Below are 21,294 nucleotides of genomic sequence, written 5' to 3'. Positions count from 1 at the left end.
TCAGGCAATCAACTACACTTAGCCTTGGTCCAGCATTTGGAACAGCGCCGAATGATCCATGTCGCCGAGACCTTCGGCGAGAGCCTTGTTCATCATTTGCTGCAGACTTGCGGTATGCGGCAAGGAGAGCTCAAGTGACGTGGCAGCATTCACCGCTAAACCGATGTCCTTGCGGTGCAAACGCACGCGAAAACCAGGGTCGAACGTCCCATTGATCATGCGCTCACCATGCACTTCGAGAATACGTGACGCTGCAAAACCGCCCATTAGCGCTTGCCGGACCTTGGCAGGATCGGCCCCGGCCGCTTTGGCAAAGGCAAGGCCTTCTGCCACGGCCTCGATGGTAAGTCCGACGATGATCTGGTTGGCGACCTTGGCTGTCTGCCCTGCCCCGACTTCCCCAACAAGGGTGATGTTTTTGCCCATCAGCTCAAACAGCGGCCGCGCCCGCTCGAAATCGGAGGGATTGGCGCCTACCATGATGGTGAGGGATGCGGCCTTGGCGCCGACTTCGCCACCCGACACGGGGGCGTCCACATAGGCCGCGCCAAGCTCACCAATGCGGGAGGCGAACGCCTTGGTCGCTACGGGTGAAATAGAGCTCATGTCGATGACGAGCTTGCCCGCTGACAGGCCTTGGGCCACACCAACTTCGCCAAACAAAACGGCTTCCACATCGGGCGTATCGGGGAGCATGAGGATAACGATTTCCGACGCCTCAGCCACTTGCCGGGCGGTCTCGAGCGGCTTGCCGCCTGCCTCGGCCAAGTGCTGCGATGCCTCCTTGACACGATTGAGATAGACCTCATGTCCAGCCGCGATCAAATGACCAGCCATTGGCCGTCCCATGACGCCCAGTCCGATGAACCCGATCTTCATGCGCGATTGCTCCAGTCCTTGAACCACCCCAAACCAGCGCTTGTGCCTGCCTGCGGCTTGTATTCGGCACCAACCCAACCGGAGTAGCCGGCCTCGTCCAGTGCCTTGAAAATGTTAGTGTAGTTGATCTCACCCGTACCTGGCTCGTGGCGACCCGGATTGTCGGCAATTTGCACGTGGGCGATGCGGTTCTGTAGTCGGCGGAAGGTGGGAAGTAGATCCCCCTGCACGATCTGCATGTGATAGAAATCGTACTGAAGATACAGATTGTCGTGACCTGTTGCTCCGGCGATCCGCTCAAAGTCATCGGTGGAATTGATCAGAAAGCCGGGAATGTCGCGCGTATTGATCGGCTCAAGCAGGAGCTTGATCCCGGCGTCCGCAAGGCGCGGTGCCGCATAGGCGAGATTGTCGATCAACACCTGCTCAAGCGAGTGCCGATCCTGCGCTTCCGGCGCTATCCCGGCTAAGCAATTGATCATTTCGCAATCGCTGGCCTTCGCATATGCGATTGCCGTATCGACGCCGCTCCGAAACTCGGGAATGCGATCGGGATGACAGCTAATGCCGCGCTCTCCCGCCGCCCAATCACCCGCAGGAAGATTGAAAAGCGCCTGGGTTAGCCCGTGTTGCCGCAGTAGATCGGCCAGCGCGCCCGCGTCCTGATCGTAAGCGCCGACATATTCAACCGCCGTAAAACCGTCCGCTGCCGCCGCGCCGAAGCGGTCGATGAAGGGCAGATCGGTGTACAGCATGGAAAGATTGGCAGAAAAACGTGGCATAGATCAGGCTCCCTTCAATGGGCCTGGATAGGCGATGAAATCGCCGCCACGGCACGACTTGAGATAGTTAAGGGCGTGGACTTGGCCCACCATCTCGAGTTCCTCGCGGTAAACCGGATCGTGCCAGCCCTCGATGTCGATAGCCCCAGTATAGCCGGCAAGCCGCAGTTCGGAGATGACATCGGCCCAGTTGGTGTCACCAAAGCCAGGCGTGCGCATCCACACGGCCTTTTCCTTGCCACCAAAGCCATGGCGCTTGATGACGTCCCAGCGGATGGTGGCGTCCTTGCCGTGGACGTGGAAGAACTTGTGGCCCCATTCGCGAATTTGGGGAATGGGATCGATGAGGTAAGCCATCTGGTGGCAAGGCTCCCATTCAAGTCCCAGATTGTCCTCGGGAAGCTCGTTGAACATCATGGACCAGGCATCTGGATTGTGTGCGATGTTCCAGTCGCCAGTCTGCCAGTTGCCCCCACTCATGGCGCAGTTCTCGAAGGCTATCTTGACGCCCTTGTCGGCTGCGCGCTTGGAGAGTTCGCTCCAGACCTTCTTGAACTGGGGCAGGCTTTCTTCGATCGGCCGACCACGGATGCGGCCGGTGAAGCCGGCGATGCAGGTGGCACCGAAGTGATGGGCGTTGTCGATCAGCGCTTCCCAACCGCGCAGGGTCTCGACGTCCTTCTCTCGAACTTCCAGCGGGTTGCCGAACATGCCTAAAGTGGAGATGGCGACATCCCGGTCGCCGATGACGTCCTTGAGCCGCTTGGCAAGCTCGGGCAAATCCTTGTTCACGGTTTGCCAGAAATACGGCTCGATGCTTTCAAAGCCGTGCGGCAGGATCTTCTCGAGATAGCCGACCGGATCGGGCTCGTGCCCGCGGATCATGGTGCCGATGCGAATGGCTTTTGGGTCTATCGCCATGAAAATGTCTCCTAGATTGCGATCTCGACGCGACGGCCCTGGCCGACGCTATCGATGGCGCCCAGCACCATGGCCAGGCTCCTGATGTTTTCCCGTCCCACTGTTTCGGGGACGGGGCCGCCGCGGACGGCGCTGATGAAATCGGTGATTACGCCCAGGTGCCCCCCGACCCAATCGGCTGGATTAAGCGCAGGTACTTCAATGGCTTGTGTGCCGGGGAGTAGCGTGCCCGCTTGGTGGGGCAAGGCAACTTCGGCGCGGATGTCGGCGGCGCCGTCCCACAGGATCGAGCCCTTGGTGCCGGTTATGCGCCAGACGCTTTCCCAGCTGGTTCGGAAACCGGGAGCGCACCAGGAGCCGCGATACGTGAAGACCGCGCCATTTTGGAAGCGAAAGCTTGCAAATGCCGAAGAATCCTTGGCGTACCAGCTGTTTTTGGGGTTCCATTCTTCGGCGTAGACCGAAACGGCGGCATCGTCGGCGACGAAGCGGGCAGCGTCGAACGTGTGGACGGCCATATCGAGCAGCAGCACGTGAGCCATGGTTTCCCGGAAGCCGCCGAAATGCGGATCGAGGAAGAAATCGCAATGGATTCCAGTGACTTCGCCGATGGCACCAGAAGCAATCAGGCGCCGGATACGGCGGAGTTGTTCGAGGTAGCGGCGGTTCTGGACGACGACGTGAAGGCGGTTGGCGGCTTCGGCGCGGCGGACGAGGTCGCGTGCCTGGTCGAGCGTTTCGGCCATGGGCTTTTCGGAGAGGACGTGGGCGCCGGCGGCCAAGGCGGTGGAGACGATTTCGTGGCGGGCGGCGGGGATGGCGACGTCGAGGACGATATCGGGATTGTGCTTTGCCAGCATGGACTTAAGGTCCGTGCCGATGTCGGGATTGATGCCCTGTTCGGCGGCGCGCTTTTCGGCGTTGGCGGGAAACAGGTCGACAATGCCGACGATTTCGACCCCACCAATGGTCTTTATGCAGTCGAGCCATTTGCGGCTCATGGCACCTGCGCCGGCGAGAACGGCGGTAACATTCGAGGTCATTTGGTTAGCAGACTGTTATCGTTGAGAACCGCCGAGAAGCGGGTTCGGTGAAGCATGCGCTTGTTGCGGGGGTCGGGGTTGGGGACGGCCGAAATCAGCGAGCGGGTGTAGGCCTCTTCGGGTGCCGTGCAGATCTTCTCGGCAGGCCCCACTTCGACCAACTTTCCGCGATGCATCACCGCAACCCGGTCGCAGAAATAGCGAACAACGGAGATATCGTGGGAGATGAAGATGAAGCTGAGATCCAGCCTTTGCTGAATATCGAGCAGAAGGTCGAGGATCTGGCTGCGGATTGAAACGTCGAGGGCGGAGGTTGCTTCATCGGCGATGATAATGCGCGGATCGAGCGCCAGCGCGCGGGCGATGCCGATGCGTTGCCGCTGACCACCGGAGAACGCGTGCGGGTAGCGCTCCATCAGATCGGGCGAAAGGCCGACAAGGCGCAGGAGCTCGGCTACCTTCTCCTCGATCTGTCTGGGCTTGAGCTTGCCTTCGACTACGAGCGGGTCGCCTACGATCTGCCGGATGGTCATGCGCGGGTTGAGTGACGCAAAAGGGTCCTGGAAGATGAGACGGACATCGGCGTGGAATTTACGCAGACCTCCTTTGGAGAGCCCAGTGACGTCGATCTCGCTGCCATCTCGGTTGCGGTAGAGAACACGGCCGGCGCTTGGTTCGACCACACGCAGGATCAATCGCCCGAGCGTTGTTTTGCCAGATCCGCTCTCGCCGACAATGCCGAGGTTCTCGCCGGCATGAAGGGTGAGGCTCACATCATCGACCGCCTTTACGGCAAACTTTGTCCCACCCATGAAGCCGCGGGCGCTGCCATAGGTCTTGCTGAGGTTCTCGATGGAAAGGATCGGCTGAGGCTGGGGGCGGATGCCTGCCCGCACTTCGGCGGGTTGCTCAAGCTTGACGGTGGAAGCCAGGAGCCGCTGCGTATAGGGATGCTGGGCGGCGTGGAAAATCTGGTCCACCGGCGCGGTCTCGACAATCCGGCCAAAACGCATGACCGCCACGTCATCGGCGACCTCGGCAACGACCCCCATGTCATGGGTGATCAGCAGCATGGCCATACCGCGCTCAGTCTGCAGGCGCTTGATGAGATCAAGGATCTCGGCCTGCGTCGTGACGTCCAGGGCCGTGGTCGGCTCGTCGGCAATGAGGATGTCGGGATTGCAGGCGAGTGCCATGGCGATCATGGCGCGCTGGCGCATGCCGCCGGAGAACTCGAAGGTATAGCGATTGGCCATTTCGGCCGGGTTGGGGATTTCAACCTGGCCGAGGAGCTCGACGGTGCGATCGCGCGCGGCCCGCTTGTCGAGACCGACATGGAGACGAACCATTTCGTCGATCTGGCTGCCAATGGTGTGGACCGGGGACAGCGAACTCATCGGCTCCTGAAAGATGAGACCGATGCGAGCGCCGCGCACGGCACGCACTTCGCGGCTATCGGCAGACAGCTGGGCAAGGTCAGTTTCCTGCCCCTGCGTACGCAGGATGATCCGACCGCCCACCATCTGCCCGGGCTTGTCGACGATGCGCATCAGCGCACGGGCAGTGACGGACTTACCTGAGCCGCTTTCGCCCACGAGGGCAAGGGTGCGGCCACGATGGAGCTCGAAGCTCACGTCGCGCACGGCATGAAGGATATGGGTGCGCAGGTGAAAATCGAGGGAGAGATTTTCGACGCTCAGAACGGGCTTTTCCATTTTCTCCACCTCAGCTTTCGTATGGGTCGGCTGCATCACGCAGGCCATCGCCGAAGAAGTTGAACGACAGGACGGCGATCACCACAGCCAGGCTCGGCCAGATCAGCAGCCAAGGCGCAGTCGAGATCGAACGGATGTTCTGCGCGTCCTGCAGCAGCACGCCCCAGCTGACGACCGGCGCCTTGAGCCCGACGCCCAGAAACGACAGCGAGGTTTCAGCTATGATCATGGAAGGTACGGCGAGCGTGACGACGGCCAGGATATGGCTGGTGAGCGAGGGGAGAATGTGCCGGAAGATCACCCGGCGCTCGCCCGACCCATCGAGCTTGGCAGCGGTGACAAAATCCTCGTTACGCAGGGCAAAGAAGCGTCCGCGCACCTCGCGCGCCAGCCCGGTCCAGCCCAGCAGGGACACAATGATGGTGATAACGAAATAAACGTTGATGGGCGACCAGGTGAGTGGGATCGCCGCTGCGAGGCCAAGCCAGAGGGGAATGGTGGGCATAGCGCTCACCACCTCGATGATGCGCTGGATGACGGTGTCGACCCAGCCGCCGAAATAGCCAGAAATAGAGCCCAGAACGACGCCGAGCACCAGCGACAGGCACACGCCGATCAGGCCGATCGACATGGAAATGCGCGTGCCATAGATCAGCCGGCTCAAGAGATCGCGGCCAAGCCGGTCGGCGCCCAGCAGATACATGGTCTGGTTGGGATCGAGCGGTCCCACAAGGTGGCGGTTGCTTTCGAACAGGCCCCAGAACTTGTACGCCGGCCCTTCAACAAAAAAGCCGATCGGAACGATGACGTTGTCGTCGACTACAAAGGTCCGGCGCAGGGCCGCCTGATCGATCGCGATGGTGTAGCCCTTCACATGAGGCTGGAATTGCCCGTCGGAGGTGAAAAACCCGATGCTCTGGGGCGGCGCGTAGGTGTACTGCGCCCGGCTGGTATCCGGCAGGCCGGGTGCCAGGAATTCGGCGAAGGCACCGATCAGGTAAAGCACCAGGATCACTGCGCCGCAAAAGAGCGCGACCTTTTGCTTGAGGAACTTGCGCCAAATCAGGGTCCATTGACCCGCGGCTGCGTCGGAGATCGGGTCCATGCCGGGCTTGAGGCCGCTGATGGCGGGGCCTTCTTCGGCAAGTTTGGCGTCGAGGCTGGGAGACGTGGTCATGCCATCACCTCAATTGTACCGGATGCGCGGATCGAGCAGCGCAAGCAGGATGTCGGAAATCAGCATGCCGACTAGGGTCAGCACGCTCAGCAGAAGAATGAAACTGCCGGCCAGGTACATGTCCTGTGCGACCAGCGCCCGCAGCAGCAGCGGACCGGCGGTGGGCAGGTTGAGCACGATGGCGGTGATGGTGACACCGGAAACCAGCTCGGGCAGCACCCAGCCGATTGCCGAAACAAAGGGGTTGAGCGCGATGCGCACCGGATATTTCACGATGACCTTGTATTCGGGCAGGCCCTTGGCGCGAGCCGTGGTCACGTAAGGCTTGGAGAGCTCATCGGTGAGGTTGGCGCGCAGGATGCGGATCATCGCTGCGGTGCCGGACATGCCGATGACGATGATGGGAATCCACAAGTGGAGAACCAAATCCCACAGCTTGCCCCAGCTCCAGGGCGCATCCACATATTCGGGCGAGAACAGCCCGCCCACCGACTGGCCGAAGACGCGGAATGAGACATACATCAGCGTCAGCGCGAGGATGAAGTTGGGGACAGCAAGGCCGATAAAGCCGAAGAAGGTGAAGACGTGGTCGCCGACCGAATTGCGACGCACGGCTGAATAGATCCCGATAGGCAGCGACACGGCCCAGACAAAGACCAGCGCTGCAAAGGAGATGGCCAGGGTCGAGCCCATGCGTGACCAGATGACCTCGGACACCGGCTGGTTCCACTCAAAGGAGAAGCCGAAATCCCCACGCGTCAGGATGCCCGTCATCCACTTGCCGTATTGCACCCAGACCGGCTGGTCGAGCCCGTATTGAGCGCGCAGGCGTTCCACCGTCGCCGGATCGATCGGCGCCCCGCCATCAGCCAGAGTCGACATGAGCGAGGTCAGGTAATCGCCCGGAGGCAGCTGGATGATGGCGAAGGAGATGATCGACATGCCGATCAGGGTCGGGATCATGTAGACCAATCGCTTCAGGATGTAGTTCAGCATTGCCGCTCCTCTTTTCGGCTTTGCGGGTGGTCCGGCGGGCTGCCGTCGGGCCGGTTGTTCTGGGTCGCCTTATCGGGGTTCGTTGCCCCCACCTAACCTCCCCCTGGGAGGGGAGGGACTGGCCGGTGAGGGAGCTATCCCCCCCTATGCCCAGGCCAGATGCACCACTTCCAGGGTCTCGATGTCGGCGATGTCGACCGTTGCACTTCCATCCAGGATTCGGAACGGTACGTCCTTGCCACTGACCAGCAGACGGGCCGACTTCACGGTTTTCCCCTGGGGTATTTCCAATTTCACGGTCAGCGGACCCACGGGCCATGTATCGCGAAGGGGGCCCTTCATCATCATGGGATTTGTCAGGTTGAGCAGGCACACTGCCCTGCCCTCATCGTTGCCATGCAGTCCCACGTCGAAGACGCCCTTGCCCTCGACTTCAACCTCGGCGCGCTTGCCAAGTGCCCAACGAACGGCGTTGCTGATCAGCCGGCCCTGATCGGGCGCCATGTAGGTCCAGAAGACCTCCCCGATATTCCAGGGCACATAGACGACGCGTCCGCCGGCCGCAGTGGTGCGCGCTACCACGCCCGCACCCTGGGGCGGCAAGCGCGGATAAACCTCCTCCATGGGCAGGTCGGGGAAATCCGGAATGGCGAGGAATGGCAGTTCCACATCCGTGGTCGGCTCGACGGCGACAAGTTCGGTGCCGCCAATGATGCGCTGGGCACCTTCATAGCCCCGGTTGATCGGGTGATCGCCATTAATAGCAACGTAGGAGTTACGCACATTGCCGCGTGGTGCAGCCGTCATGGTGACGCCGAATACATCGGCGAGGCCGAAGTCGGTACGGGGAGCACCCTTTTCATCAAAGAGGGAGGTCTGATGCGCCGCAACGATGCTGCCTCCGGCCGCCACGAACGCACGCAGCGCCTCGCATTGTGCGTCGGAAAGGTATGTGGCGTTGGCCAGGATGACGACCTTGTAGCGGCTCAGTGCTTCCACCGTCATGATCTGATCGGAGAGGAACTCGAAGGGCAGCCGCGCCTCCACCAAGGCATGGTAGAACCCGAGGTCATTGAGCTCGGCCAGGTGCCGCTTGTCGGGGTCCCAATGGCGCAGCGTGGTGGCAGGATCGATGATGGCGATTTCGGCCGTCGGCATCATGGAGCCTAGAACCGGCTCTACATCCGCATGAAGGTTGAAGGCCTGTGCGACCGGCTCAACCCAGCGGTCATCCGGAATGCAGGCATTGAACTTGGTGAACCAGGGGAAGAGGCCCTGGGTAATGCCGGCATGAATCCATTGCTCGATTTCCGGGCCGGTCTGAACCGAGTCCTTCCAGCGCGGGATTTCCTCGGGCCCGATGGAGGTGATGAGACCCACCGGGCGGTCGCGGAAGGTGGCGCGGATGCGCTTGCCGTTGCGCCCGGCCGACCAGGCTGGCTCGACATTGCGGCGGCCCTGGTGATCGACGAACAGGATCGGGCAGTGCTTCTTGATGACGGAAAGGTCGAACTCCATCAAGGAGGAGCCGCTCATATTGGGGATGAAGCTGGCATGGGGACGCACAGCTTTCACGGCATCGTCCCAATGAGCCACGAGCCGGGTCAGCGTGGTGCGGCGCCAAGCGGCCCAGGCCTGCCAGATGGGATCGGAAGCGGAGCTGGTCTGCGGCAGGTCAAAGCCGCTAGCGGCACGGAAATTGTCCTCGCACGCCTTACAGTAGCAGACGCCGTGGCCCTGCCAGCGATTACCAAACAGCGCGTCGATATCGTATTTGGTGGCGATCTCGACAATGACGTCGGTCATGAAATCGAAATTGTAGCTGGAATAGGCGCAGGTGACATAAATGCCGGGCATGGCCCAGTGTTCGCGCGGCTGCCGATCAGCGGTAAGCGAAACCCATTCTGGATGGGCTTGAGCCGCATCGGCATGGATGGCGTGCGGATCAACGCGGGCCATGACATGCATGTCGAGCTTGCGCGCTTCGGCCACCAGCGTGCCGAAAGGGTCGGTGTCGCCAATGAATTTTGAAACGTGGTGCAGCGGGATTTCGCTGGGGTAATAGGCGATATAGCCGCCTGCAGAGAGGCAGATGGCATTGGACTTGGTGCGCTTGAACACGTCAACCCAGAACGCCGGATCATAACGCTGCGGATCATCCTCGACGAAGGTGAGCTGGGTCCAGCGCGTGGCGCTCTTGTACCAGTCGGGGGAGCGCTGAGGGCTAGCCACAGAGGGGCGGTCGTCGAGCTTGAGCATCGGAGAAACGTCCGGGAGATGAAGTGAAGGGGCACACCGGCGGCAGAGAGCCGCCGGTGCGAAGCTGAGCGTGGGAGGTGGCTCAGCTGATGAAGTATTGTTCCGGGTTGGTAGGCGCCGGGGTCGGATAGCCCCAGGAGTTCGGCATGGTTTCGCGCAAATTCTTGATGCGGTTGGAAACCACGCCATAGCCATTGAGCGGCAAGGTTACGCCGAACACATAGAACTGGTCGGCCGCGATCTGGATGATCTCCTTCATCAGTTCCTGCTGACGCGCTTGGTCGCCGGTTTGCCGAACTTCGTTGTAGAGCTCGAACTGGCGCTTGGTCGCCTCGGGGGGCTCCACGGCGTCGGGAGAGGCCGGGTCGTTGTACCAGATCTGCCAACCCTTGGCGTAGAAGGCCTCGGTGGTGTTGGGGAAGAAATAGCGCGGATCAAGGATTGCCGAGATGCCGCTATTGCCGCCAAATTTATGGACGGTCGCGTCGTATTCACCGCCCTGGCGCACGCGCACTTCCCAGAGTGAGCGGTCCATGGTGCGCATCTGGGCGTCGATGCCGACGGCGCGCAGCATGGGCAGCACAAGCTGAAAGCTGTCCACGAACACCTGGCGGACCTGGTCGATCTCGAAGATCATGGTCAGGCGCTGGCCGTTCTCCATCAGGCGATAACCCTCGCCATCCTTCTCGGGGATGATGCCATCGAGGATTTCGTTGGCCTTGGCCACGTCGAACTCGACATACTGGGTGGCCAACTGTTCGTTGTACAGCGGGTCCTCGGGGCGGATGGAGGGCTGGGCCGGAGCACCCTGCCCAATCAGCACCGTATCGATGATGGCCTGCCGGTCGATGGCGTGGCTCATCGCGATGCGGAAATCCTTGTTCTGGAACAGGGCGCGCTTGGTCTGGTCGGGATGGGTGAGGTTGAGCTGGAACACCATCTCGTTAGGTTCGGTCGAGGTGGTGGTGTAGAAACCGTAATTGCCCGCTTCCTGACCGTCATAGAGCACGGCACGGTTTGCCGGTGTCGCGATCCATTGGTCGATCACGTCGATCTCGCCCTGCAGCGCCTTGAGCAGAAGCACCTCGTTGTCGGCCACCACGGCATAGGTCACCCGGTCGATATAGGGGAGCTGATTGCCCTGGGTGTCCACCTTGAAATAGTAGGGGTTGCGGTCGGAGATGGCGTATTCGGCGGACTCGCCCAGGGGCTGCATGACCTTCCAGCCGTAAAGGGTCGGCATGTCCTTGTTCTTGAAGATCTCGCCGTCAACCGAAATGCCGCTCTTGATCTGGAACAGCTGTACCCAGCCGGTCAGGCCCTGATCCTTGGCGATCTGGTCCGCATCGGGATTGTACTTGATGTGGAACTGCTCAAGGTAGTGGCGCGGCGTGCGCGTGGTGCGATCATCATTGGCCCAGGCGAGGCGCAGCGGCAACAGGCCATTGGGTTGTGAGAAGACGATGCGGAAGGTCGTTTCATCGATCTTTTCGAACACCGCCTGATCGCCATTGGGCGAGCGTAGATGGCCCTGTGGCGCGGGGGTGAGCTCGGCGTTCATCATCACGTCCTCGTAGAAGAACATGATGTCGTCGGTGGTGAAGGGTTGGCCGTCGGACCATTTGTGGCCTTCGCGCAGCTTGAAGGTATAGGCCGAGGCGTCCTCGTTGGCCTCATAGCTCTCTGCGACATTGGGGATGACGCCGGTGAAATCGGGGGTGTAGCGCACCAGCGGCTCATAGCCCTGGTAGCGGTGCATCATGTTGAGCGAGCCGCCGCCAACAAGGGCGGTCCGCAGATCGCCGCCATATTGGCCGACGCTCTGGTAGGGTTCCACAACCATGGGGTTGCGCGGCAAGCGCTCGTTCACGGGCGGCAGCGCGCCACTGGCAACGGCCTCGACAAGTGCCGGAGCTTCCTTGGGTGCCGCCTGGGCAAAGGCGGGAATGGCAGGGAGCAGAATCGCCGCACCGGTGGCGGCAAGAAAAGTCCGGCGTGAAATGCTGGTCATGGGGGTCCTCCAAAGCTCGGCGCGCTGAACGACGCTCTATAAGCTAACACCAGCCTCTCAGCACCAAATTGTTAGGTCAACATGTTTTTCAATCTGTGCAGAGCATATCAGAAGAGCGCAGCATAAACAGGAGATTACCGCAACAAACGGGAGCAACTTGTCCCAAACAGCACTCTTGATGTAACCTAACAAAAACGGAGACACGCCATTGAAGAAAGTCACCCTGCAGGACATCGCCGATCATTTGGGGGTTTCCAAGTTCGCCGTGTCCCGTGCATTGGCGGGAAAGGATGGTGTCAGCGAGGAAACGCGGGAGCGAATCACGGCCAAGGCGGCTGAAATGGGCTATCTGCGCGCCGTTGAAATTGCTCCGCCACAGCGGATCATCCAGATTCTGTTTGCCAACCACGATCCAGTAAACAGCGAATTGTGGATGCAGATGCAAAGCGGCATCCAAACCGAAGCGGCGGCGGCAGGGTTTCAGGTGCAGAGCCATTGGTCACCCGACGCCGAGCGAGCCGCTGCGCTTGCGGCCACAAGCATGGGCGTGGTGCTGGTTGGTCAGCACGACGGGGCCATAGTTTCCGCGCTGGAACAAACGGGACGAACCATTGTGCGGCTGGGCTGGGTGCTGCCGCTCGAACAAACCGACCAAGTCACGGGTGCCGACCACGAGGCAGGCAACGCCGTAGGGCAGTATCTTTTGGCCCGGGGACATCGGCGCATAGACTTTGTGCATGGCAGCCGGGTACTGCGAGGCCGCATGGAGCGTTTATTCGGGTTACGCGAGGCCAGCCTTGCATATGAGGACGCCCAGATCGGCGAAATCCAGTTCAGCCCGTCCAAGACTTTTGCCCAAGCGTTTTCAGATCTGCGCGAGCGGGGCGAAATGCCCACGGCCCTCTTCTGCTCCCATGACAGCCTGGGTGTATTCGTTGTTTCCGAACTGCACCGACTGGGCCTGCGTGTGCCTGAAGATGTATCGGTAATTGGCTACGGCGACTTCGCCGCCGCGACCCAGATTTCCCCGATGCTGACAACTCTTCGCCTGCCAGGCGCCGAAATGGGCATTGCCGCCTTCCGCACCCTGATGGAACGCCTGGACACCCATCGGCGTCAGCTGCCCGCGCAAAGGCTGATGCTGGTGCCAACATTGATCGAGCGCGATTCAGTTGCCGATCTTAGCGTGCGTTGACCGGCGAAGCGTCCCGATAATCCGGGCGTAAGGATTAAAGCGTTTTCTTGAGCGACGGGGACTGCGTCAGGGTCGGAGTCGGTCCTGGCCTTCAGGAGCCCCGGGCCGCGCCCAAAGCCGCTTTGCGAAAACGACCTCCCTGGCGATCTTACCCCCGCCGGCTGTGCTTGATGATCTCGATGCTGTGCGTGCGGATCTTCTTGCGGAGCGTATTGCGGTTCAGCCCCAGCAGATCAGCCGCCTTGATCTGGTTGCCACCGCAGGCATTGAGCGCCATCGCGATCAAAGGTGCCTCAACCTTGTCGATTACGCGCTGGTAGAGCCCTGCCGGCGGCAGGTTGGGTTCATATTCGCGCAGTACGTGTCCAACATGGGTTTCCACGGCCATGGACACGTCCATCGGGCCCGTCGCCGCGCTCGTGGTCTGGCGGTCAACGATGTTGAGCTCATTCTGCACGATTTCGGCAGAGATCGACTCATCGGCATAGAGCGCCGAGAGCCGACGGACGAGGTTCTCCAGCTCGCGCACATTGCCCGGCCAGGAATAGTTCTGCATCAGCCTTATGGCTTCGGGTGAGATCGTCTTGACGGGCTCGCCTTCACGCTGCGCAGACTTGAGGAAGTGCATGGCAAGGTCGCCTACGTCATCGACACGCTCACGCAGCGGCGGCAGGCGGATCGGCACGACATTGAGGCGGTAGTAAAGGTCTTCGCGGAACAAGCCTTGGCGGATCATCTGGCTCAAATCGCGGTGCGTTGCCGCAACAATCCGCACATTGGTCTTGATCGATGATCGACCACCGACCATCGTGTACTCGCCTTCCTGGAGCACACGCAGCAACCGCGTCTGTGCATCCATCGGCATATCCCCGATTTCGTCGAGGAAGAGCGTACCACCCTCTGCCTGTTCGAACCGTCCCGATGAGCGCGTATTGGCGCCGGTGAAGGCACCCTTCTCATGCCCGAACAATTCCGCCTCGATCAGATCGCGCGGAATGGCCGCCATGTTGATGGCAACGAATGGTCCATTACGCCGCTTGCCGAAATCATGCAGTGCCCGCGCCACAAGCTCCTTGCCCGTGCCGCTCTCGCCAGTGATCATCACGGTGAGGTCAGTCTGCATCAGCCGCGCCAAGGCGCGATAGATGTCCTGCATGGCGGTGGAGCGCCCGACCAGCGGCATCGTCTCGCCCGGCTCCTCCGCCTTGCGCTCGGCAGCCGTAGGCTTCTTGGCGTCGGCCAGAGCCCGCGCTACGACCGAGAGCACTTCGGTAATGTCGAAGGGCTTGGGCAGGTACTCGTAAGCGCCCACTTCCGACGCCCGGATCGCCGTCATGAAGGTATTCTGTGCCGACATCACGATCATCGGCAGATCAGGCCGCAATTTCTTGATCTTGGGCATCACCTCAAAGGCATTGCCGTCCGGCATGGCCACGTCGGTGATCAGGATATCGCCCTCGCCGCGGCTAACCCAATTCCACATGGTGGAAATGTTCCCGGTGGGGCGCACCTCGTAGCCGGCACGGGTCAGCGCCTGGTTGAGCACCATGCGGATGGCTGCATCGTCATCGGCGAGCAGGACAACATGGCTCATTTTGCCATTTCCTCTTCAATCGGCATTTGGAAGGCCCCGCTCGCAACGGGAAGCAATATCCGGAACTTGGTTCGACCCGGTCGGCTATCGCAATCTATGACGCCGCCGTGATCCCCCACGATCTTGGCAACAAGCGCCAGGCCCAGGCCGGAGCCATTGGTCTTGGTGGTCACAAACGGATCAAACAAAAAGGGCATGATGTCAGGGGGCACGCCGGGCCCATTGTCTTCGATGACAATCTCGAGCGGCAGCGAGATGCGCTCGGACACTCCCGTCACACTGATGCGAATGCCGGGGCGGAATGCAGTAGAAAACCGGATCTCGGGTTTCTGCGTACGCTCAAGGGCTTCGGAGGCGTTCTTCACAAGGTTCAGGAACACCTGGATCAGCTGGTCGCGATTGCCGTAAACCGGCGGCAGCGAAGGATCATACTCTTCCGAGAAAGCTATGCCCCGCGCGACGCCGTTGCGCGCAAGGAGCTTCACCCGGTCGAGCACCACGTGAATGTTGATGGGCTCGCGCTCCATCGGACGCTCGTCACCAAACACTTCCACACGGTCGATCAGGTGCACGATGCGATCGGTTTCTTCGCGGATCAGGCGCGCCAGCGGAATTTCATCGCTGCTCACCGTCTGCTCCAGTAATTGCGCGGCGCCGCGAATGCCCGAAAGCGGGTTCTTGATCTCATGGGCCAGCATGGACGCCAGCCCCGTCACCGATCGCGCCGCGCCACGCGACACCATCTGGCGGTCGATCTTGTCGGCCATGGTGCGCTCCTGGATCAGCAGCGCAATACGGCCATCACTGTCCGACAGCGGGCTGGCAAACACATCGGCAATCCGCTCGTCCCCAAACCGGGACGATCCCACTCGCACCCGATATTCAGTCATAGGCGCACGCCGCAGCGCCACCGTCTCGACCAGCGTTATGATCGGCGATCCGAATGCAATCAGATCATCGAGCTTTTGCCGCGTCAGCATGCTCAGCGACGCACCAAAGAACGCCTCGGCGGCATAATTGACGAACACGATCTGCCGGTCTTCGGCACAAACGATGATGGGCTGCGGCAGTGCCTGCAGCACGGCCGTGGAAGGCGTTGCGTCCTCTGGAGCACTCATGCCGCAGCCTTCCAATCGCCACTAAACACGGTTTCAATCATCGCAATCACCTCGGCAGGCGTTTCGTTGTTGAGCAGCGCCGTGCGCGTGGGCTTGTCGAGGTTCAGGCCTGCCGCTTCGGCATACCAGTCCAGATGCTTGCGGGCCGCCCTGAGGCCGACCGCTACCCCGTAATCGCTCAACATCTGCTCGTATTGCTCAACAATGATCGCCACCAGGTGAGCGCCTTCCGGCGCTTCGGGGATCGATTCGCCATTGAGCTCTGCGCCGATCTGCCCGACGGCCCAGGGGCGCCCTTGCGCCCCGCGCCCCAGCATCACCGCGGAGGCACCCGAGAGCTCCAGCGCCTCGCGGGCACTCGCCAGGTCGACAATATCGCCATTGACCACCACCGGCACATCCACGGCATCCACAACCGCCCGCACCAGTTCCCACCTGGCCTGCCCCTTGTAGAACTGCTGCCGTGTGCGGCCATGCACCGTGATCATCTTGACGCCGGCATCCACAGCCCGGCGCGCCATCTCGGGCGCGTTGAGGCTTTCATCATCCCAGCCCAGCCGCATCTTGACCGTGACCGGCAGCGGCGTCGCCCCAACCACAGCATCGATCAGCGTCATGGCATGATCAGGCACACGCATCAGCGCCGACCCCGCAAAGCCATTGGTCACTCGTTTGGACGGACAGCCAAAATTGATGTCGATGATGTCAGCGCCCGCGTCATGCGCAATACGGGCGCCCTTGGCCATCCACTCAGCCTCGCATCCCGCCAACTGCACCATATGTGGCAGGCTGCCGGGCTTGCCTAACCGGCGCACCATGTCCTGATTGCCGGCATTCAGGGCCGAACTGGCGATCATCTCGGAAACAACCATCCCCGCGCCAAACCGCTCGGCGATGCGCCGGAACGGACGGTCAGTGATTCCGGCCATGGGGGCGAGGAAAGCATTGTTGCGGACCGGATGGTTGCCGATGCTCAACTTACAGGCACTAGCCGCCACGAACTGCCCCAGAAATGATCAACTGCATAATGTTGCCTGCACAATAGTCAAAAACCGGCATGGTGCAACTGGCTAAATCAACCTGGCCAGCGTTCGGCAGCCCTGCACTTGCCGCATAGGAGAGCGGGCGCTAGACCACGAAGCTGTGACGGTTTCAAGTCGTGAGTGTTAGCAAGTCCAATGCGTGAAAAGTCGATCGCCGTCATCATCGTTGCTGCCGGCAAGGGCGAGCGCGTCAACGCCGATGGAACAGGCGAGCCCAAGCAATACCGGACGCTTGCGGGCCTTCCTGTGCTCACCCGAACGGTGCGCGCTTTTCTTTATCACCCCGCGCAGATGCAGGTCGTTGTGGCGATCCACGCCGATCACGCAGACAGATATGCTGCCCTGAACCTTTCTCACCCTCGTCTGCTCTCGCCAGTGATCGGCGCCGAAACGCGGCAAGCTTCCGTGCTTGAGGGCCTCAAGGCTCTGGCCCCTTCCCGCCCCGATCTGGTGCTGATCCAGGATGCTGCCCGCCCCTTCGCCAATCCACAAATCATTTCGGCCGTTCTGGATGCTCTGGCAGACAACGACGGCGCTATCCCCGCCCTGCCCGTAACGGACACCATCAAGCGCGTGCGTGACGGCAACCAGATCGCCACCACGGAAGATCGCACCCAGCTCGCCGCGGCCCAGACTCCCCAGGGCTTCCGCTTCGGGCAAATCTTTTCGGCGCATATGCGTGCTTCGACCATTCCGCGCCAGTTTACGGACGATGCAGAGATCGCCGAATGGGCAGGGCTACGCGTAGCGCTCGTGCCGGGCGATCGCGACAACATCAAGATCACCCACCCCGACGATTTCGCTCGCGCCGAGCGGATCATTCACGGAGACACAGCTTTGGAAACCCGCATCGGCACTGGTTTTGATGTGCATCAGTTCGAACCGGGCGATGCCGTTTGGCTCTGTGGCGTGCGCATCCCGCACCATGCCAAGCTCAAGGGCCATTCCGATGCTGACGTCGCCCTTCATGCCCTCACCGATGCCATCCTCGGCGCCATCGGGGAAGGCGATATTGGCGTTCACTTTCCACCGTCGGACATGCGCTGGAAAGGCGCGGCTTCCGTCGTGTTCCTCAAGCATGCAGGGGATCTTGTTGCAAAAGCCGGTGGACGGATCATCAATCTCGACGTGACAATGATCTGCGAAGCGCCGAAGATCGTACCCCATGTCCCGGCCATGCGCGACGTGATTGCCCAAACGCTCGGAATTGCGGTTTCACGCATTGCGATCAAGGCGACCACCAACGAGCAACTCGGGTTCATTGGGCGGGAGGAAGGAATGGTCGCCATGGCGAGCGCCAGCATCGAAATGCCAAGGGTGGATTGATGGCCACCACAAAACCCAGCACGGGCGAGCAGATCATCACCATTCTAGGCGAAGGCGGGAAAACCATCGTCACGGCCGAAAGCTGTACCGGGGGCATGATCGCGGCGGCGCTCACCGACATTCCCGGCTCATCGGCTGCCTTTTATGGTGGCTACGTCACCTATGCCAACACAGCCAAGTCGCGCATGATCCACGTTCAGGCGCGCCTCATCCGTGATTATGGCGCTGTCAGCAATCAGGTCGCCCGCGCTATGGCCGATGGTGCCCGCAACACCGCCCGCGCAGATTATGCCGTTGCGGTCACCGGCATTGCCGGGCCCGGCGGCGGCAGCGAGAAGAAGCCGGTGGGTCTAGTCTATGTGGCTGTCTCGTCCGAACTTGCCACGGTCGTCATCGAACACAAATTCGGCGACCTCGGCCGCGACGGCATCCGCAAGGCCACCGTCAGCGCGGCGCTCGACCTGGTGCTGCAGGTGCTGACCAGCGACGCCGACTAGCCTAGCCGAACCGCCGGTCCGCCTCTTCGCAGAACGCCCGCATGATTTCTTCCTGCTTGGCCGCAAAAGCCGGCTCAGCCACGGCGGCGATGAACACGTTGGAAATCTTGAAGTCGATCTCGAACCGCACGCGCGTGCCCTGCCCTTCGGGCTCAAAGCTCCATACGCTGTCGAGATAGGAAAAAGGCCCATCCACCGCCTTGGCGCGGATGGTCAGCGCTTCGGGATCGATCGTTACCCGGCTGGTATAGGACTGGGTGATCGGTCCAAAGAACAGCGTCATCTTGGCAAGCAACACCCTGCCATCCCCCGCCGCCGGATCAGGCCGCAGCTGCATGGCCTTGCAGTTGGGAATGAAGCGCGGATAATCGTTCATATCGGCAACGATCTCGAACATGCGCTGCGGCAGGTGCGGCACATGCCGCTCAAAAAAACGCTTCATGGATCCATGTTCTAGCAGACATTTTCAGTAGACCTCATCCTGAGCCTGTCTAAGGACGAGGTCGTGGCGGGTCCGGCGAAGCGACCTCGTGGTTCGACAAGCTCACCATGAGGTCTGCCCCTAACCGTGAAGTGCACTTACCGCCCCAGCTTCGCCAAGCGCGCAGCCTTGAGTGCCGCGAAATCCTCCCCCGCATGGTGCGAGGACCGCGTCAGTGGGCTCGATGACACCAGTGAAAAGCCCTTCGCCGTAGCCACGGTGGCATAGGACTTGAACTCTTCGGGTGTCACGAACCGCTGCAGCGGATAGTGCTTCTTGGTCGGCTGCAGATATTGCCCGATGGTCAGGAAATCCACATCAGCCGAACGCAGATCGTCCATCAGCTGGAGCACTTCGTTGCGCTCTTCGCCCAAGCCAACCATGATCCCCGACTTGGTGAACATGGTCGGATCGAGCTCCTTGACCTTCTGCAAGAGCCGGATGGAGTGGAAATAGCGCGCGCCCGGCCGCACCTTGAGGTATTTGGACGGCACGGTTTCGAGGTTGTGGTTGAACACATCAGGCTTGGCCGCCACCACGATCTCCAGCGCGCCTTCCTTGCGCAGGAAGTCCGGGGTCAGGATCTCGATGGTCGTACGCGGATTGCGCGCGCGGATCGCCAGGATCACATCGGCAAAATGCTGCGCCCCGCCATCAGCCAGATCGTCACGGTCGACGGACGTGATTACCACATGCTCCAGCCCGAGCTTCTCGACAGCCAAGGCCACCTTCTCGGGCTCACTCGGATCGAGGGGGCCTGGCATGCCCGTGCGCACATTGCAGAATGCGCAGGCGCGGGTGCAGATCTCGCCCATGATCATCATGGTCGCGTGCTTCTTGCTCCAGCACTCCCCAATATTGGGGCAGCCCGCTTCCTCGCACACCGTGACCAGACCGTGCTCACGCACGATCTGCTGGGTTTCCTTGTAGACCGGCGAGCCCGGTGCCTTGACGCGGATCCAGTCGGGCTTGCGCAGCACGACGCTGTCGGGCCGATTGGCCTTTTCGGGGTGGCGCGGCCGAAGGGCCGAAATGTCAATGAGCGTAACCAATTTTTGGTCCTGACTGGGCGTAATGCCCGTTATATCGCTCCCAATGCGGGCCGGTTCAACCGGCCTCGTTCAACCTATTGCAAGATCTCGGCGAGTTCGACCCAATCGCCACCCCGTGAAGCCGACAGGATCGTCGCCTGCACCAGCGCGAGGGAATGCAGATTGTCCTCGCCCGAACTGAAGCGCGCAGGCACGGCGCCTGTCTCGATCACGCGCGCAATCGTCGCAAGAGTGCCTTGTCGATCCGAAAACTCCAGCTTCTGCAGCTCCACCGGACTTGCTTCACCATCTCGCGGCTGCAGGCTCAAACGGTCCGGCCCTGCCTTGCCCATGAAGTGATCGCGCGATGTCCAGAAGATCTGCCCTTCCGAGCAATCCATCGTCCATTCACCAGCCCATGGCGTCACAGGTCCGCTGCTCATCCAGCTACCGCGATAGGATACGATCGTGCCCTTTTCGAACTCCAGCGTCGCCACCCCGATAGGATGGTGCCCAAAGGGGCTCGCCGGCGGATTCCACGTACGGCAGGACACCTGCTTGGCATTGTCATTCAACACCATGCGCATCAGGTCGAAATGGTGGATCGACATGTCAGCCAGCAGCGGATCGGGCATGTCCCAGTAGCGGTAACCCTGGCTCGGCGCATGGCGGCGGAAGTCTATCGAAACCAGATTCACCGGTCCGAACTTCTGCGCGCCGATCAGTTCGGTCGCGGCGATTGGCGCTGGCTGGAACCGGTAGTTCTGGCTGACCATCAGCACCCTGCCCTGCGCCTTTGCGAGCTGCACCAATTCCTTGGCCTGCGCAATCGTGGAAGCAAACGGCTTTTCCACCAGGACACTCAGGCCCAGTTCCAGGCAGCGCTTGGCTACGGGATAATGCGCCTCGGTCCGCAACGTGCAGATCGCAAGCTCCGCCTCCGAGGACTTCACGGCCTCTTCGAGATTGGTGAACAGCAGCTTGTCCGGCACGCCGAGCTCGCTTTTGACGCGCTCGGTGGCTTCTGGATTGCTATCCACATACCCCACCATCTCGATACTGGGAACTTTGGGGATAACTTCCTTGGACCAGTCGAAACCCCAATGTCCCAGCCCGATCTGAATTGCCTTGACCATGTGGATAACTCCTTGTTCAGCTGGCTATTTGGACGTTGTTTTAATCAGCAGGTTTATCGCCACCACGATGTCACCGCGGCCTTGCGCCGG

General features: G+C 61.0%; 18 protein-coding genes. 3 read left to right on the top strand and 15 right to left on the bottom strand.

Going from position 1 to position 21,294, the window contains the following annotated elements:
• Nucleotides 1-18 precede the first annotated feature (18 nt).
• The 9 genes from DDE77_RS10205 to DDE77_RS10165 form a co-directional block, all read right to left on the bottom strand.
• Nucleotides 19-879: a 2-hydroxy-3-oxopropionate reductase gene (locus DDE77_RS10205; RefSeq protein WP_245895158.1), complete on the bottom strand. Its 861-nt coding sequence runs from the start codon at nt 877-879 to the stop codon at nt 19-21.
• The gene (gene hyi / locus DDE77_RS10200; RefSeq protein ID WP_108397366.1) at nt 876-1,661 is read right to left on the bottom strand and encodes a hydroxypyruvate isomerase; all 786 of its coding nucleotides are present in this window, start codon (nt 1,659-1,661) and stop codon (nt 876-878) included. Before hyi ends, DDE77_RS10205 begins: the two co-directional genes overlap by 4 nt.
• 3 nt (nt 1,662-1,664) lie before the next feature.
• Nucleotides 1,665-2,582, bottom strand: a complete 918-nt coding sequence (locus DDE77_RS10195; protein WP_108397365.1) for a sugar phosphate isomerase/epimerase family protein — start codon at nt 2,580-2,582, stop codon at nt 1,665-1,667.
• 11 nt (nt 2,583-2,593) lie between these two features.
• On the bottom strand, nt 2,594-3,625 hold the full coding sequence (locus DDE77_RS10190) for a Gfo/Idh/MocA family protein (protein ID WP_108397364.1): 1,032 nt from the start codon (nt 3,623-3,625) through the stop codon (nt 2,594-2,596).
• Nucleotides 3,622-5,340: an ABC transporter ATP-binding protein gene (locus DDE77_RS10185; protein WP_108397546.1), complete on the bottom strand. Its 1,719-nt coding sequence runs from the start codon at nt 5,338-5,340 to the stop codon at nt 3,622-3,624. Before DDE77_RS10185 ends, DDE77_RS10190 begins: the two co-directional genes overlap by 4 nt.
• 10 nt (nt 5,341-5,350) lie before the next feature.
• The gene (locus tag DDE77_RS10180) at nt 5,351-6,517 is read right to left on the bottom strand and encodes an ABC transporter permease (protein WP_108397363.1); all 1,167 of its coding nucleotides are present in this window, start codon (nt 6,515-6,517) and stop codon (nt 5,351-5,353) included.
• Between the two features lie 9 nt (nt 6,518-6,526).
• Nucleotides 6,527-7,513, bottom strand: coding sequence for an ABC transporter permease (locus DDE77_RS10175; protein WP_108397362.1), 987 nt, complete (start codon nt 7,511-7,513; stop codon nt 6,527-6,529).
• A 144-nt stretch (nt 7,514-7,657) separates the two neighbouring features.
• Nucleotides 7,658-9,772: a ThuA domain-containing protein gene (locus DDE77_RS10170; RefSeq protein ID WP_108397361.1), complete on the bottom strand. Its 2,115-nt coding sequence runs from the start codon at nt 9,770-9,772 to the stop codon at nt 7,658-7,660.
• A gap of 82 nt (nt 9,773-9,854) precedes the next feature.
• Complete coding sequence (locus DDE77_RS10165) at nt 9,855-11,783, bottom strand: ABC transporter substrate-binding protein (protein ID WP_108397360.1); 1,929 nt, start codon at nt 11,781-11,783, stop codon at nt 9,855-9,857.
• Nucleotides 11,784-11,991: 208 nt separating this feature from the next.
• Between DDE77_RS10165 and DDE77_RS10160 the strand changes: the two genes are divergently transcribed.
• Nucleotides 11,992-12,978 (top strand): LacI family DNA-binding transcriptional regulator, encoded by a 987-nt coding sequence (locus DDE77_RS10160; protein WP_108397359.1) that lies wholly within the window; start codon nt 11,992-11,994, stop codon nt 12,976-12,978.
• Nucleotides 12,979-13,126: 148 nt separating this feature from the next.
• On the opposite strand, the gene ntrC is transcribed toward DDE77_RS10160, so the two are convergent.
• Genes ntrC through dusB form a run of 3 tightly spaced genes read right to left on the bottom strand, consistent with a single transcriptional unit; the run spans nt 13,127 to nt 16,667 of the window.
• Nucleotides 13,127-14,572 (bottom strand): nitrogen regulation protein NR(I), encoded by a 1,446-nt coding sequence (ntrC, locus tag DDE77_RS10155; protein WP_108397358.1) that lies wholly within the window; start codon nt 14,570-14,572, stop codon nt 13,127-13,129.
• Nucleotides 14,569-15,690, bottom strand: coding sequence for a two-component system sensor histidine kinase NtrB (locus tag DDE77_RS10150; RefSeq protein ID WP_108397357.1), 1,122 nt, complete (start codon nt 15,688-15,690; stop codon nt 14,569-14,571). Before DDE77_RS10150 ends, ntrC begins: the two co-directional genes overlap by 4 nt.
• Nucleotides 15,687-16,667, bottom strand: coding sequence for a tRNA dihydrouridine synthase DusB (gene dusB, locus DDE77_RS10145; RefSeq protein WP_108397356.1), 981 nt, complete (start codon nt 16,665-16,667; stop codon nt 15,687-15,689). Before dusB ends, DDE77_RS10150 begins: the two co-directional genes overlap by 4 nt.
• A 201-nt stretch (nt 16,668-16,868) precedes the next feature.
• Here dusB and DDE77_RS10140 point away from each other — a divergent pair, with 201 nt between their 5' ends.
• The gene (locus DDE77_RS10140; RefSeq protein WP_108397355.1) at nt 16,869-18,059 is read left to right on the top strand and encodes a bifunctional 2-C-methyl-D-erythritol 4-phosphate cytidylyltransferase/2-C-methyl-D-erythritol 2,4-cyclodiphosphate synthase; all 1,191 of its coding nucleotides are present in this window, start codon (nt 16,869-16,871) and stop codon (nt 18,057-18,059) included.
• Entirely contained in the window at nt 18,059-18,556 is a 498-nt protein-coding gene (locus DDE77_RS10135) for a CinA family protein (protein WP_108397354.1), read from the top strand. Before DDE77_RS10140 ends, DDE77_RS10135 begins: the two co-directional genes overlap by 1 nt.
• Nucleotide 18,557: 1 nt before the next feature.
• Here DDE77_RS10135 and DDE77_RS10130 read toward each other — a convergent pair whose 3' ends face one another.
• The 3 genes from DDE77_RS10130 to DDE77_RS10120 all read right to left on the bottom strand — a co-directional run bounded on the left by DDE77_RS10130 (nt 18,558) and on the right by DDE77_RS10120 (nt 21,204).
• Nucleotides 18,558-18,998 carry a type II toxin-antitoxin system RatA family toxin gene (locus tag DDE77_RS10130; RefSeq protein ID WP_108397353.1) on the bottom strand — a complete coding sequence of 147 codons (441 nt, stop codon included), beginning with the start codon at nt 18,996-18,998 and terminating at the stop codon, nt 18,558-18,560.
• Nucleotides 18,999-19,135: 137 nt separating this feature from the next.
• On the bottom strand, nt 19,136-20,089 hold the full coding sequence (gene lipA, locus DDE77_RS10125; protein WP_108397352.1) for a lipoyl synthase: 954 nt from the start codon (nt 20,087-20,089) through the stop codon (nt 19,136-19,138).
• Nucleotides 20,090-20,163: 74 nt separating this feature from the next.
• Nucleotides 20,164-21,204 (bottom strand): Gfo/Idh/MocA family protein, encoded by a 1,041-nt coding sequence (locus tag DDE77_RS10120; RefSeq protein WP_108397351.1) that lies wholly within the window; start codon nt 21,202-21,204, stop codon nt 20,164-20,166.
• Nucleotides 21,205-21,294 lie beyond the last annotated feature (90 nt).

It is taken from the genome of Devosia submarina, assembly GCF_003056345.1.
In the GTDB taxonomy this organism is placed as follows: Bacteria; Pseudomonadota; Alphaproteobacteria; order Rhizobiales; family Devosiaceae; genus Devosia; species Devosia submarina.
Note: the sequence above shows the minus strand (reverse complement) of the source record. Positions and strands in the feature narration are given on the sequence as shown.

What these genes read in the sequence shown, in the direction of transcription:
- DDE77_RS10205 (WP_245895158.1), bottom strand. Translation starts at nt 879, where the DNA reads ATGAAGATCGGGTTCATCGGACTGGGCGTCATGGGACGGCCAATGGCT.
- hyi (WP_108397366.1), bottom strand. Translation starts at nt 1,661, where the DNA reads ATGCCACGTTTTTCTGCCAATCTTTCCATGCTGTACACCGATCTGCCC.
- DDE77_RS10195 (WP_108397365.1), bottom strand. Translation starts at nt 2,582, where the DNA reads ATGGCGATAGACCCAAAAGCCATTCGCATCGGCACCATGATCCGCGGG.
- DDE77_RS10190 (WP_108397364.1), bottom strand. Translation starts at nt 3,625, where the DNA reads ATGACCTCGAATGTTACCGCCGTTCTCGCCGGCGCAGGTGCCATGAGC.
- DDE77_RS10185 (WP_108397546.1), bottom strand. Translation starts at nt 5,340, where the DNA reads ATGGAAAAGCCCGTTCTGAGCGTCGAAAATCTCTCCCTCGATTTTCAC.
- DDE77_RS10180 (WP_108397363.1), bottom strand. Translation starts at nt 6,517, where the DNA reads ATGACCACGTCTCCCAGCCTCGACGCCAAACTTGCCGAAGAAGGCCCC.
- DDE77_RS10175 (WP_108397362.1), bottom strand. Translation starts at nt 7,513, where the DNA reads ATGCTGAACTACATCCTGAAGCGATTGGTCTACATGATCCCGACCCTG.
- DDE77_RS10170 (WP_108397361.1), bottom strand. Translation starts at nt 9,772, where the DNA reads ATGCTCAAGCTCGACGACCGCCCCTCTGTGGCTAGCCCTCAGCGCTCC.
- DDE77_RS10165 (WP_108397360.1), bottom strand. Translation starts at nt 11,783, where the DNA reads ATGACCAGCATTTCACGCCGGACTTTTCTTGCCGCCACCGGTGCGGCG.
- ntrC (WP_108397358.1), bottom strand. Translation starts at nt 14,572, where the DNA reads ATGAGCCATGTTGTCCTGCTCGCCGATGACGATGCAGCCATCCGCATG.
- DDE77_RS10150 (WP_108397357.1), bottom strand. Translation starts at nt 15,690, where the DNA reads ATGAGTGCTCCAGAGGACGCAACGCCTTCCACGGCCGTGCTGCAGGCA.
- DDE77_RS10140 (WP_108397355.1), top strand. Translation starts at nt 16,869, where the DNA reads ATGCGTGAAAAGTCGATCGCCGTCATCATCGTTGCTGCCGGCAAGGGC.
- DDE77_RS10135 (WP_108397354.1), top strand. Translation starts at nt 18,059, where the DNA reads ATGGCCACCACAAAACCCAGCACGGGCGAGCAGATCATCACCATTCTA.
- DDE77_RS10130 (WP_108397353.1), bottom strand. Translation starts at nt 18,998, where the DNA reads ATGAAGCGTTTTTTTGAGCGGCATGTGCCGCACCTGCCGCAGCGCATG.
- DDE77_RS10120 (WP_108397351.1), bottom strand. Translation starts at nt 21,204, where the DNA reads ATGGTCAAGGCAATTCAGATCGGGCTGGGACATTGGGGTTTCGACTGG.